The sequence below is a fragment of the Aquimarina sp. MMG015 genome, from assembly GCF_018100855.1.
Classification (GTDB): Bacteria; Bacteroidota; Bacteroidia; order Flavobacteriales; family Flavobacteriaceae; genus Aquimarina; species Aquimarina latercula.
Window position 1 is genome coordinate 79,156 of the sequence record NZ_JAGJEB010000012.1, and the last position, 12,930, is coordinate 92,085.

The window sequence follows — 12,930 nt, forward strand, 5'->3', positions numbered from 1 at the left end:
AATTGGATAGATGAATCACCCTAATAGAGATAAAATTGCTGATCTCATTTTTTTAAAGCTCAAAGATAATGAAGAAGTTTTAAAAAAACACTTTGCTCATACCAGTGAGGGTATTGGGTATTTTTATTTAGATGATCTACTACCAAAACATTTAACTGATGAAATTTTTGATAAGTTTCCTAGTACGAAGGATATAAAGGTAAAAAGGAGTCTGAGAGAGTATAAATATGTAGCTGCCCAAATGAATAGATATCACCCTTTATTAGAGGAGACTATTTATGCTTTTCAGGATAAGAGGATTGTTGATTTAATCTCCAAAATATGCGGATATTGCAGTGTAAAACCTGATGGAGATTTATATGCAGGAGGAATTTCGATGATGGGCAAAGGAAATTATTTGAACCCACATCTGGATAATTCTCACGATAAGGATGTCAAACTATGGCGTGTACTTAATTTATTATATTACGTAACACCAGATTGGATGCCAGAAAATGGAGGGAACTTAGAACTATGGCCTAAAGGACTAAAAAGTGAACCGGTATCTATAAATTCTCGTTATAATAGATTAGTGGTTATGTCTACTCATAAGGATTCTTGGCATTCTGTTGGTAAGGTAAAAGTAGATAAGGTACGATGTTGTATTTCTAATTATTATTTTTCGACAGAACCAGTAGATGCAAAAAGATCTTTTCATGTAACGACTTTTAGAGGTTGGCCAGGTCAGTTTTTTAGAGATAAAATATTGAAAATCGATTCATCAATACGGATGGGGGTTCGAAAAATATTTAAAAAGGGAATTCGAGAAAACCCACACGTATATAAGAAAGATGATTGATTAGTCTAATCAATCAATTAGTTGTGTTTTGATAAATTCCAAATACAAAGTCACTAGAGTGGTTTCTTAAATAATTATCTTCAAAATCAAATAGTTTATTTAGTACAGCTTCCTTTTCTGAATCCAGTTCTAAGAAATGATGCGATAGGTCTTTAAGTGCATTTGCTAAAAGATTACCACCATAAGAAGCTTCATAAATAGTCGTGTAATTTTTATGAATTGCAGGTAGTATTTTTTCTGATTCTATACATTCTGATGGGTCAGCCAAGATCATTCTAATAATGCCTGAGCCATAAATTCTATTTTTAAATAAATTTAATTTGAATCTTTTTCTATAGGGTTTAGGAATGAGTTTTATAGCATTATTTGTTGCCATTATTTGATGTTTTGGGAATTGTAATCTATTTGGTCCCACGAACTCATTAATTATGAGCTTTCCATCCGTTTTCAAGGTTTTTTTTATTTTTTGTCCTACGAGCTCTTCTATGTTTTTAAAATGATGTAATGAAGCATGAAAAAAAACAATGTCAAAATAATTCTCTCGAAAATCATAGGAATACAAATCTTGAATCTTAAAACTAATATTGTCTAATTTTCGCTCTGATGCTGATTTTTTTGCGGCATCAAAAAGTACTTCGTTAATATCAATACATACGATCTCTTTAAAATTCTTATAGCTTGCAAATGTGAGTTCATGACTACAAATTCCACTTCCTAATGAAAGCATTTTTAGATCTTTAGAATTTGATAAGAACTTTTTCATCACAAAGTCTTCATATTCAACTTTGGAGTCCCCAGTAATAAGTTGATTCCATCGTTCTTGAATTTTAGGAATGATCCACCAATTAGAGGATTGTATATCTAATTCATTAAAAGCGCTTTTAGTTCTTTTAATACTATTAATGTTTAGTTTAGAGGTAATAAAAGACAACCCTCTTTGTCTAAACTTAGTGTAAGTCTCTATAAAATCATCGAGGGTTACTAGTCGCATTATTGTATTAATTTGTAGAGTTATCCTTTTCGTTGAACCACTTCAAAAACCTTGTTACCCTCACATTTTAAAGTCTTAGATGGATATTTTAATAGCAGTGCATAATCATGAGTGGCCATTAAAATTGTATTACCATTTTTATTGATGTCCTGCAGTACTTCCATAACTTCTACAGAAGTTTGAGGATCCAAATTTCCAGTTGGTTCATCGGCAAGTATTAATTCTGGATCATTAAGTAATGCTCTGGCAATAGCGATTCGCTGTTGTTCTCCACCAGATAATTGGTATGGGAATTTAAAATCCTTTGTTTTCATGCCTACTTTATCAAGGACATCATCAATTTTACTATCCATCGCTTTTTGATCTGTCCATCCAGTCGCTTTTAGTACAAACAATAAATTATCCTTTACAGTTCTGTCATTAAGAAGTTTAAAATCTTGGAAAACGATTCCTAATTTTCTTCTAAGAAATGGAATTTGATTTTCTTTTAAAGTACTTAAATCAAAATCAACAATACTTCCTTCTCCTTTTATTAGAGGGATATCTCCATAAAGTGTTTTCATGAAACTACTTTTTCCTGTACCGGTCTTACCGATCAGGTATACAAAATCTCCCTTATTAACTTCGACATTAACATCTGAAAGAATTAAATTTTCTCGTTGATAAATTGAAGCATTTTTAAGGCTTAAAACCATATCGGACATAGTATGAAATTCTGATTTTATTAATTTTAGTAAAAGTAAAAAGTTTATGCAATAATGTATTTATTAAAAATGTTTTTTTATCCACGTAGATTTTAAGTATTTTTCCAAAGAATTCATATGCTCATATTTTGCAATTTAATACCGTTGATTTTGCGTTGTTCTTTCCAATCGTTTTTGTTTTCTATTGGTTCGTCTTTAACAGCTCAAAAAAGATTCAAAATATCTTTCTTCTAGCGGTAAGCTACTTGTTTTATTCTTTTTGGGACTGGAGATTTTTATCGCTTATATTTTTAAGTTCAATGATTGATTTTTTGGTTTCAAGTCAATTACAGACCACAACTAGAGTTAGAAAAAAAATACTTTTGGGAATTAGCTTATTCTTTAATCTAGGTGTTTTATTCGTCTTTAAATACTTTAATTTCTTTATAGAAACGTTCACAGAAGCATTTTTGTTATTTGGTAAGCCAATATCTTATGGTTCATTGCAACTCGTTTTACCCGTAGGGATAAGTTTTTATACGTTTCAGACATTGAGTTACACAATAGATGTATACAGAGAAAGAATGCGCGCTACTAATGATATTGTTTCATTTTTTGCATTTGTTTCATTTTTTCCACAGTTAGTTGCGGGACCTATAGAAAGAGCTTCTAATTTGTTACCTCAGTTTCAAAAAAGTAGAGTTTTTAATTATAGTAAAAGTATTGATGGCTTGCGATTAATTTTGGGAGGCTTATTCAAGAAAATGGTAATTGCGGATAATTGTGCGGTAATAGTTAATAGACTGTTCGAAGATTATACAGAGTATTCAGGAAGCACTTTATTATGTGGTGCCATATTTTTTGGTTTTCAGATTTATGGAGATTTTTCAGGTTATTCGGATATTGCTATTGGTTCTGCAAGATTGTTAGGGTTTGATTTAAAGAAAAATTTTAATTTCCCTTATTTATCAAAGAACTTAATTGAGTTTTGGAGACGATGGCATATTTCGCTTTCTACTTGGTTTAGAGATTACGTATACATTGCGTTGGGAGGTAATCGTGTTTCAAAATTTAGATTGGTATTTAATATTCTTGTTGTTTTTCTGCTAAGTGGATTATGGCATGGAGCTAATCTTACATTTATTTTTTGGGGATTGATTCATGGAATCATATTGATATTTACAGTTTTTATAAATAATGAAACAAAATTTGGGGTTTTTCTCCAAAATCAAAATTCAATAGTAGTTGATTTTTTAAGAATGAGTATTACATTTTTTATAGTTACTATTGCTTGGGTTTTTTTTAGAGCAGATTCAATCACGGAAGCCTTTGGGTATCTAGATCGTATTTTTTCATCAACACTTTTTTCTATTCCACAAGGGAATAAGTTGTTTTTGATTTTATTGATTGTATATCTAGGCATAGAATGGTTTCAGAAAAAAAGAGAACACTTATTGGATATTCATTATATATCATCTAAAAGCATTCGATATCTAATTTATTATGTTACGGTATTCGTCGTGTTTTACTATGCAGGTGATTTACAAACCTTTATTTATTTTCAATTCTAAACTATGAAGGTTTTTATAAAAAAAATATTCTTATTTCTACTACCACTGCTTTTTATTTGGGTAGCACTAGAGTGTTTTTATAGAACTGTAGAATCTAATTATTCTTATAAGCATAAAATGATTAGTAACTCTTATAATGACATAGAGACATTGGTTTTAGGGGATTCCCATGCTTTTTTCGGTATTAATCCAGAATTTATGGATACCAAAACTTTTAATGTATCTAATATAAGTCAGAGCTTGTATTTTGATCAATTGTTGTTTGATAAACATGTAGATAGTCTTCCTAATCTAAAAAATGTAGTTATTACCATCGGTTATTATAGTTTAAGTCAATTGGAAAATACAAAAGAAGATCGATGGCGTAAATATTTTTACCATCATCAAATGGAATTAGATGTTCCCATTATTAATCCACTAGATGTGAGAAAATATAGTCTAGCACTAACTCGTCGTTTTGATAAATCGATTACTCTACTTCACGATTATATGTATAAAGGGACAATTGTCGGGTGCGATAATTGGGGTTGGGGTACATACTATAAAAGCACAAACAATATACCTTTAGTAGAAGGAAGTAGAGCTACGGCAAAAAGACATGAGGATTTTTTAATGGATTTCGAAGAAAATTTAGTTAGACTTCAATCGATTATAGCCTATTGCAAAAAAATAAAATGCAATGTTTATTTAGTTGATATGCCAGTATATAATGAGTATTTAAAACTACTTAACCCAAGTAAATTAGAGAAAATTACCAATTCGTGTAAAGATCTAGCAAGTCATTATAAGAATGTAACTTATATAAACCTAAGAGAAGATATTAGGATAGAAGATACAGATTTTTATGACCCTGATCATCTTAACCATAAAGGGGCAAAAAAATATACTAAAATCATAAATCAAATTATATCTGATCCAAAAAATGAAGGTTAATGTAATTATCTCCAAAATATTTCGTTATTAGTATGAAGATTAGGGTATCTTTAACACAAAATTTATTCGCGGGAAACGATATTTACTTTAAGAAAAATTGGTCAAGGTCAATCCTTGAGATTTCTATTAAACTGGAACTTTGGTATTATCCAGAGTCTAAACTTTGAAAGAAATATTTACATGAACAAATACATCACTTTGATGCTTTTTGTAGCGGTCCTATCTTCGAAGATTTCTGCACAACAATCAGCAATTTACACAAATGAACTAGTACTGTACAATCAGGCATTAGAACTTTATAACAATAAGCAATTTCTAGCTGCTCAAAATCTTTTTGATAAAGTAAGAGATGCTGTAGACGATGAAAATATCGATGCAGAATGTACTTATTATATAGCAAATTGTGCTGTATGGTTAAATCAAAAAGGTGCGGACGATTTGATGGAAGAGTTTGTGGTGCAGTATCCAACAAGTATAAAACGTAATGCTGCATATCTGGATGTAGCAAATTATTATTTTGATAATGGTAAGTATGCATATGCTCGTAAGTGGTATGACAAAGTAGATGAGGGGAATATGAGCCGTTCCGAAAAAGAAAAGTTCAACTTCAATAATGGATATGCATATTTTAAGATTCAACGATTTAATGAAGCTAAAAAATTCTTAACTAAAGTAGAAGAAACTGATAAATATGGAGCTCAGGCCAAGTACTATCTTGGTTTCATAGCATATGAAGGAGATAATTATCAAGAAGCAGATAAATTGTTTGATGAGGTTAAAGATCTTGATAAATACAATAAGAATTTATCCTATTTCCAGAGTGATATGAATTTTAAATCTGGAAATTTTCAGGATGCAATTAATGATGGGTTAGGTCAACTTTCTAGATCTAAACCTTCAGAAAAGTCGGAATTGAATAAAATCATTGGAGAAAGTTATTTTAATTTAGGACAATATGATAAAGCAATTCCGCATCTAAAGGCATATAGAGGTAGAAAAGGGAAATGGAATAATACGGATTATTATCAATTAGGGTACGCGTATTATAAAGGAGGAGATTATACTAATGCTATTTCGGAGTTTAATAAAATAGTAGATGGGCGTAATGAAACTGCACAGAATGCATATTATCATTTAGCAGAATCTTATTTAAAAACAGATCAGAAACAACAAGCATTAAACGCATTTAAGAATGCTTCAGAAATGGATTTTGAAGCTAAGATAAAAGAAGATGCTTTATATAACTATGCTAAGCTAAGTTATGAGATTGGTAATTCATATGAGAGTACTCCAAAAGTATTATTGTCTTATGCAGAAGCATATCCTAATTCTGAGTTTAAAGAAGAAATTCAGGAATTGTTAATTAGCTCTTATATTACTTCTAAGAATTACAAGGAAGCAATGGATTTGTTAGAAGGAAGTCGCAATTTTGGTGATAAAGTAGTATATCAAAAAGTAGCATATTTTCGTGGAATAGAGTTGTATAATGAAGCGAACTATGCGGAGGCGAAATTGTATTTTGATAAATCGTTGGCACAACAAACAGATCCGAAATTTACAGCAAAAGCAATTTATTGGAAATCAGAATGTGATTATTTGCAAAATAGTTTTGAAGAAGCACTTATAGGATTTAAACAATTTAAAGGAAAAGAAGGAGCTGCTGGAACAATTGAATATGAAGGAATAGATTATAATATTGGCTATACTTATTTTAAACTAAAACAATACCCACAGGCTGCAGAGTTTTTTGATACCTATTCTAAAAAAAGGGGTATAGATGAAACACAATTAACTGATACTTATTTAAGGTTAGGAGATAGTCATTTTATTTCCCGAAAATATTGGCCAGCAATGGAAGCTTATAATAAGGCAATTAAAAATGGTGGTGCTGATTCTGATTATGCACATTATCAGAAAGCAATAAGTTATGGTTTTGTAAAAAAGAATGATAAGAAGATTAGTGATCTAGAGCTTTTTATTAAAAAATATACACGATCCACATATCGCGATGATGCAATGTTTGCTTTAGGAAATACATATGTGGCAGAGAATAATACACAGAGAGGTATCGAAGCATACGATCGATTAATCAGAGAAGTTCCGAGAAGTTCTTACGTGCCAAAGGCTTTGTTAAAACAAGGATTGATTTATTATAATGGAGATCAGGGAAATAGGGCTCTCACAAAGTTTAAGAGTGTAGTTGCTGATTATCCTGGAACAGAGGAAGCAATCCAAGCCGTTAATACTGCAAGATTGATTTATGTAGATTTAGGTAGAACGGATGAGTATTCGAGTTGGGTAAAAGGATTGAGTTTTGTGGATGTTACAGATGCAGATCTAGATAACACCTCATATGAGGCAGCAGAAAAACAGTTTTTGGAAAATAATGATAATGCTGCAATTACCGGTTTTCAAAAATATTTAAGCGAGTTTCCTAATGGATTACATGCATTAAAAAGTCACTTTTATATAGCACAGTTGTTTTATAAAAAAGGGGATAAGCAAGCAACCATACCACATTATAAATATGTGTTAGAAAAAGATAGAACGGAGTTTACGGAGCAAGCATTGGCTAGACTTTCTCAGATCTATTTAGAGAATCGTAATTATAATGAAGCAATTCCTGTATTGGAACGATTAGAAAAATCAGCCGATTTTCCTCAGAACATTATATTTGCGCAATCTAATTTGATGAAATCGCATTATCAACTAGTACATTATCAAGAAACAATTGCATACGCAGAAAAAGTATTGAGTAATCCAAAAATCCAAAATGATGTAAAAAGTGATGCTCAGATTTTTATTGCTCGTGCTGCTTTACAAACCGCAGATGATACTCGAGCAAAAAGAGCATATGCCGAAGTTAGAAAAATTGCCACAGGTGAGTTAGCCGCAGAAGCTTTATATTATGAAGCGTATTTTAAAAATAAAGAAGGTAACTATAAAGAGTCAAACGAAACTGTACAAAAATTAGCAAAAGATTTTTCAGGATATAAATTATATGGAGCTAAAGGTTTAGTGCTTATGGCTAAAAACTTTTATGGACTAGAAGATGCATATCAAGCAACTTATATTTTAGAAAGTGTTATCAAAAACTTTACTGATTATCAAGATGTAATTGACGAAGCACGATCCGAACTCAAAAAAATCAAAGCTGAAGAGGCAAAAACAAATTCATCCATCCAAACCGAACAATAATAATCAGTTATAAACTCTTAGCAATTTATGTCGAGATATATCAAGAAATTAATTTCCTTTACTTGTGTTTTTGCGTTTAGTGTTACCGCAATAGTGGCCCAAGAAAAAGAAGAAGAGGAAACCATAGAAACAGAACGTGTAGTTATTGTTAAAACATATACACCTACGATTAGTGATGCATTTAAAATAAAGTCTACACCGATTCTTAATGATTCTGTTACCCAAAAGAAAAAACAGCTGCGATATAGTATTTTTTCAGTTCCGGTAGCGTCAACATTTACTCCTGCAAAAGGAAGAGCGGCTAGTATTGATAAACCAAAGAAAATACCATTGTATGATAATTATGCTACTTTAGGTTTTGGTAATTTTACATCTGTATTAGCGGAGTTTTATAGCAATTTTCAGATAAATCGTACAGATAATATGGGATTGTACTTACATCATAATTCTTCTCAGGGAGGAATAGAAGATGTAGCGCTAGACGATAAATTTTATAATACGTTTTTGGATCTTAATTATACTTCACGAACCAAGGACTTTACATATGGAATAGAAGTAGGAGCAGAGCATCAATTGTATAATTGGTATGGTTTACCCGAAACTCCTGCATTAACAGAGGCACAAATTGATGCAATTGACCCTCAACAAAATTATTTTGGGGCCAAGTTGGGGGGCAAATTGCAGTTTGATGACTTATATTTTAAAAGAGCTTCGTTAAATTATAGATATTTTGGGGATGCATTAAGCTCTACAGAACATCATGCAGTTTTTACACCTACATTTGAGTTCGAAATTGTAGATGAATTAATTACTACGGATTTCATCGTTGATTATTTGGGTGGAAGTTTTGATCGACCATTAGATCAGGTATTACAAACTCCAAATGATTTTAGTATTCTTAATCTAGGAATACAACCAAGTCTTGTAGTGCTAAGAGATAATTTAACTTTAAATTTGGGTGCTTCAGTTTTTTATAGTATTGATAGCCAGAATAATGATAATGACTTTTTTATCTATCCTAAAGTTACAGCGTCCTATCGATTATTAGATGAAGCAGTAATTGCTTATGGAGGATTAGAAGGAGGATTAAAACAAAACACATATAGAGATGCGGTACAGGCAAATCCATATGTTTCTCCAACATTGGTGTTAACGCCTACTCATAATCAATTTGATGCATACGTAGGGTTAAAAGGAAAAATCTCTGATATAATAAGTTATAATTTTAGAGGAGGATATACATCAGAAAACGATAAGGCTTTGTTTGTAAATAATAGACCAGAAATATTACAATTAGAAGGGTATGATTTTGGTAATTCATTTGCATATCGATATGATGATATTCTAACACTGAATGGATATGGAGAGTTAAATTTTAATATCAATAAGAAATTTAAATTGGGAGTTTCTGGAGAATACTTCAGCTATAATACCGAAGATGAACAAGAAGCTTGGAATCTACCAGAGTTAAAAGCATCTGTGCTATTAGATTATCAGATTACTGATCAATGGTTCGCTGGAGCACAACTTTTTTATGTCGGTGAGCGAAAGGATATCAATACTGCCGTTGCTTTTACTCCGCCAACACCAGAAGCTACCATAACATTGGATAGCTATTTTGATGCTAATGTGAACCTTGGATATCGATTTAATGACAAACTCTCTGTTTTTATAAAAGGTAATAATCTTGCGGGTCAAAACTATGAACGTTGGGTGAACTTTCCTGTACAAGGAGTACAGGTGTTAGGTGGAGTAACGTATAAGTTTAATTATTAATCTAACTTTTGTTTAGGTTTATTAAAAATATAATCCATTAGTAATTCCAAAATAAAAAGCTTATTTTCTGCTAGTAATTGGAAATGAATTGAATATGAGGAGCGCTGTATTTTGGATCGTAAATTTATTATGGATAACTACTTTTAGTCAAGATAATTTTAAAGTCTATTACGAAGAAACAGATAATGGATATACAATTTATGCAGATAATGGGGAGTTTTGCCCAGTTTCGGTAGAGATAGATTTTAAGATAGAGAATCTTACTTCAAATATTGGGGATATTAAGATCATAGAAGTCCCTGAACAAACAACCAAATTTTATATTGCTGATTTAACAGTGGTAGATAGAAAAAAAGCCATTCGTTTAGGGTTTAGTGTTCGCTATAATCATGGAAATCATTTACAAGAATCTTATGATACTGATTATCCATATCACTTACCATTTAAAAAAGGTACGGAGCATATGGTAACTCAAGGTTATAATGGCAAGATATCTCATCATAATGAATATGCATTAGATTTTAGAATGCCTGTAGGGACACCCATTTATGCGTCTAGAGAAGGGAAAGTGGTTTTAGTAGAACAAGAGAATAATAAAACGTGTACAGGTGCCGATTGTGCTAAGTTTAATAATTATATACTAGTGTATCATTCTGATGGGACTTTTGCAGAATATACGCATATCAAAAAAAATGGATCCAAAGTGACTCCAGGTGAAGTTATCAAGAAAGGACAGCATATTGGATATAGCGGTAATGTAGGATGGTCTACAGGACCACATCTTCACTTTATAGTATTTCTACAGCGATTTAATGATAGAGAAACACTTCCAACAAAATTTCTTGTTGGTAATGGGAAGCAATTCTTAGAATTAGAAGAGAGGAAGAGGTATATTAAATCTTATTAGTTTTAAAATTGATTTACTTGGAATAAAGATAAAGAAGAGTATACATTTTAATACCTGTGTAGAAAGTTAAAATATCTTAGTTTTGACTTTATAACTGGAAAAGCTAAAATGAATAAGATATTACTATTAATAATTGCAATTTTTTCAATACAATTAATTTCTGCTCAGCGTACGTATACTTTTGACAAATTGTTTGAGTTTAGTTATCAAGAGTCTCTCGATTTACCAAAAGTAAAGGAATTGGTTTTAACAAATTCTAAAAATAATGACTACTTTCTTTTGGTTCGAGACGATGGGAAAAACAATTTGAAACTATATTTTCTTGAACGTAATAATTTACAATCTACTTTTTATTTAGACAAGAAAGCCTTTTTAGAAGCTAATAGGATAAATCTGGATTGTGATTTGGTTGAAAAGGTTAAAATAAAAAAAAGAGATCTTAAGTATTCTAGAAAATTTATTTTCGAAAATTTGAAAGATACTATTATCAATGATACGGTATTTAATCATATACTATTCAAAAGAAAAAGCAAGAAACATACACCTCCTAAACAAAGAAAAGAGTATGATGTTCACTTTATTACATATCAGAATGAGAGTCAAGAATATCCATTTCTTGGAACTAATTATGTGTACCTAACTTGGAGACAAATGATCAATAGAGATAATTTTGATTTAGGTGTTATAAAAGAACAATATGCGATAAAGAGGAATGGGAAGGAATACATCTATAAATTAATTAATGTTTTGGATATTAAAAATAAATACATTTCAGTGCCAGAAGCTTGTGATTATTCTAATTGAGATATAGTGCTGATTTATAGATGTTGTGTGTGAACTATTTAGATTTAATTTGATAAATTTATAGTGAACACAAAACATTTTGATTATGAAGTATTTAAAATATTTATTATGTCTAATTATTGTATTAACGTTAGTGTTTTTTGGAATTGGTTTTTTTACGCCATCTGTATCTTATGAAAACGAGATAACAGTTAATAAACCGGCGAGTGAATCCTGGGAAGTGATGTCTGATGTCGCTAATTTACCTAAGTGGATTAAGGGATTTAAAAGAACAGAATTAGTTAGTGGTACTCCTAATACGGTTGGAGCAGTTTCTAATGTATATGTCGATAATAGTGGAGAAGAAATGGTTATGGAAGAGACCATAACTGCCATGAAACTTCATGAACATATGGCAATGACTTTTACGATGGATTTTATGGATATAGATTACGAAATGTTTTTTAAAGAAGCAGGTGGAAAGACAATAATTACTTCTAAATCCAACATTAAGGGAAATAGTATGTGGGCAAAATCATTACTTTCTTTTATGCCAAGTTCTATGAAAACGCAAGAAGACGAAAATTTAGAAAATCTAAAAAAACTAATAGAAGAAAATTCGAAGAACTACTTTTCTGAAAAATAATAGATACCTCAGCTTAAAGAAGATTATGAATTATCTTGATTTAGTTTAAAAATACAGTCATTCTTACTATAGTTTGTTACCTGTAGAAAAAAAACGTAAAAAATTTTCACAGTGCGCATTCTTGATTGTCTAATATAATGTAGCCAAAATAAATTGGTTATTAAAAAATATAAGAATGATGGTAATAAAGAATCATGATGTTCAGAGCATTAATTTAACAACATCAACAGAAAAGGCGTTTGATTATATAGCAAACCCTTTAAATCTTTCTAAATGGACTGGCGCATTTAAAGAAGCTGATCAAGAATCAGCATTATTAGTAACCCCTAATGGTGAACTTAAAATTGGTTTAGAAACAAAGATAAATAAAGAGTTGGGGACTATTGATTGGTATATGACAATGCCTGATAATAGTATAGGAGTTGCGTATTCCAGAGTGACAGCTGGACCAGACAATAATGCAATTTACTCTTTCGTATTAATTGCTCCTCCAGTCCCATTAGAGGAAGTGGAAGGTACATTAAGTGCACAAATTGGTCAGTTAAAAGAAGAACTACTATTGTTACAGACTATTTTAGCGGATTAAAGAAAAACAAAAAAAGGC

The 12,930-nt window shown here is 30.9% G+C and carries 11 protein-coding genes; 9 read left to right on the forward strand and 2 right to left on the reverse strand.

Annotated features, from left to right (window positions below; all coding sequences use genetic code 11):
- The first annotated feature begins 10 nt into the window (after window positions 1-10).
- Complete coding sequence (locus J8L88_RS19585) at window positions 11-838, forward strand: 2OG-Fe(II) oxygenase (RefSeq protein ID WP_027393753.1); 828 nt, start codon at window positions 11-13, stop codon at window positions 836-838.
- 13 nt (window positions 839-851) lie between these two features.
- On the opposite strand, the gene J8L88_RS19590 is transcribed toward J8L88_RS19585, so the two are convergent.
- Together J8L88_RS19590 and J8L88_RS19595 are read right to left on the reverse strand one after the other, a co-directional pair.
- The gene (locus tag J8L88_RS19590) at window positions 852-1,829 is read right to left on the reverse strand and encodes a class I SAM-dependent methyltransferase (protein WP_027393754.1); all 978 of its coding nucleotides are present in this window, start codon (window positions 1,827-1,829) and stop codon (window positions 852-854) included.
- Between the two features lie 20 nt (window positions 1,830-1,849).
- Window positions 1,850-2,533, reverse strand: a complete 684-nt coding sequence (locus tag J8L88_RS19595; protein WP_118389556.1) for a cell division ATP-binding protein FtsE — start codon at window positions 2,531-2,533, stop codon at window positions 1,850-1,852.
- A 299-nt stretch (window positions 2,534-2,832) separates the two neighbouring features.
- Between J8L88_RS19595 and J8L88_RS19600 the strand changes: the two genes are divergently transcribed.
- From J8L88_RS19600 to J8L88_RS19635, 8 genes are all read left to right on the forward strand, one after another.
- Window positions 2,833-4,083, forward strand: coding sequence for an MBOAT family protein (locus J8L88_RS19600; protein ID WP_371813703.1), 1,251 nt, complete (start codon window positions 2,833-2,835; stop codon window positions 4,081-4,083).
- A gap of 3 nt (window positions 4,084-4,086) precedes the next feature.
- A complete protein-coding gene (locus J8L88_RS19605; RefSeq protein WP_211061625.1) occupies window positions 4,087-5,016 on the forward strand; it encodes a hypothetical protein in 930 nt (309 codons plus the stop codon).
- 180 nt (window positions 5,017-5,196) lie between these two features.
- Complete coding sequence (locus J8L88_RS19610) at window positions 5,197-8,214, forward strand: tetratricopeptide repeat protein (protein ID WP_211061626.1); 3,018 nt, start codon at window positions 5,197-5,199, stop codon at window positions 8,212-8,214.
- Between the two features lie 27 nt (window positions 8,215-8,241).
- Window positions 8,242-9,990, forward strand: coding sequence for a TonB-dependent receptor (locus J8L88_RS19615; protein ID WP_027393759.1), 1,749 nt, complete (start codon window positions 8,242-8,244; stop codon window positions 9,988-9,990).
- A 94-nt stretch (window positions 9,991-10,084) separates the two neighbouring features.
- Window positions 10,085-10,897 carry a M23 family metallopeptidase gene (locus tag J8L88_RS19620; RefSeq protein ID WP_118389566.1) on the forward strand — a complete coding sequence of 271 codons (813 nt, stop codon included), beginning with the start codon at window positions 10,085-10,087 and terminating at the stop codon, window positions 10,895-10,897.
- A gap of 108 nt (window positions 10,898-11,005) precedes the next feature.
- Entirely contained in the window at window positions 11,006-11,701 is a 696-nt protein-coding gene (locus J8L88_RS19625) for a hypothetical protein (RefSeq protein ID WP_211061627.1), read from the forward strand.
- 85 nt (window positions 11,702-11,786) lie between these two features.
- Window positions 11,787-12,326, forward strand: a complete 540-nt coding sequence (locus J8L88_RS19630) for an SRPBCC family protein (protein ID WP_211061628.1) — start codon at window positions 11,787-11,789, stop codon at window positions 12,324-12,326.
- Between the two features lie 175 nt (window positions 12,327-12,501).
- Complete coding sequence (locus J8L88_RS19635; RefSeq protein ID WP_199915030.1) at window positions 12,502-12,912, forward strand: hypothetical protein; 411 nt, start codon at window positions 12,502-12,504, stop codon at window positions 12,910-12,912.
- The last annotated feature ends 18 nt before the right edge of the window (window positions 12,913-12,930 follow it).

Bases quoted from the DNA above. Each gene is read 5' to 3' on its own strand.
- J8L88_RS19585 (WP_027393753.1), top strand. From the start codon at position 11: ATGAATCACCCTAATAGAGATAAAATTGCTGATCTCATTTTTTTAAAG.
- J8L88_RS19590 (WP_027393754.1), bottom strand. From the start codon at position 1,829: ATGCGACTAGTAACCCTCGATGATTTTATAGAGACTTACACTAAGTTT.
- J8L88_RS19595 (WP_118389556.1), bottom strand. From the start codon at position 2,533: ATGTCCGATATGGTTTTAAGCCTTAAAAATGCTTCAATTTATCAACGA.
- J8L88_RS19600 (WP_371813703.1), top strand. From the start codon at position 2,833: ATGATTGATTTTTTGGTTTCAAGTCAATTACAGACCACAACTAGAGTT.
- J8L88_RS19605 (WP_211061625.1), top strand. From the start codon at position 4,087: ATGAAGGTTTTTATAAAAAAAATATTCTTATTTCTACTACCACTGCTT.
- J8L88_RS19610 (WP_211061626.1), top strand. From the start codon at position 5,197: ATGAACAAATACATCACTTTGATGCTTTTTGTAGCGGTCCTATCTTCG.
- J8L88_RS19615 (WP_027393759.1), top strand. From the start codon at position 8,242: ATGTCGAGATATATCAAGAAATTAATTTCCTTTACTTGTGTTTTTGCG.
- J8L88_RS19620 (WP_118389566.1), top strand. From the start codon at position 10,085: ATGAGGAGCGCTGTATTTTGGATCGTAAATTTATTATGGATAACTACT.
- J8L88_RS19625 (WP_211061627.1), top strand. From the start codon at position 11,006: ATGAATAAGATATTACTATTAATAATTGCAATTTTTTCAATACAATTA.
- J8L88_RS19630 (WP_211061628.1), top strand. From the start codon at position 11,787: ATGAAGTATTTAAAATATTTATTATGTCTAATTATTGTATTAACGTTA.
- J8L88_RS19635 (WP_199915030.1), top strand. From the start codon at position 12,502: ATGATGGTAATAAAGAATCATGATGTTCAGAGCATTAATTTAACAACA.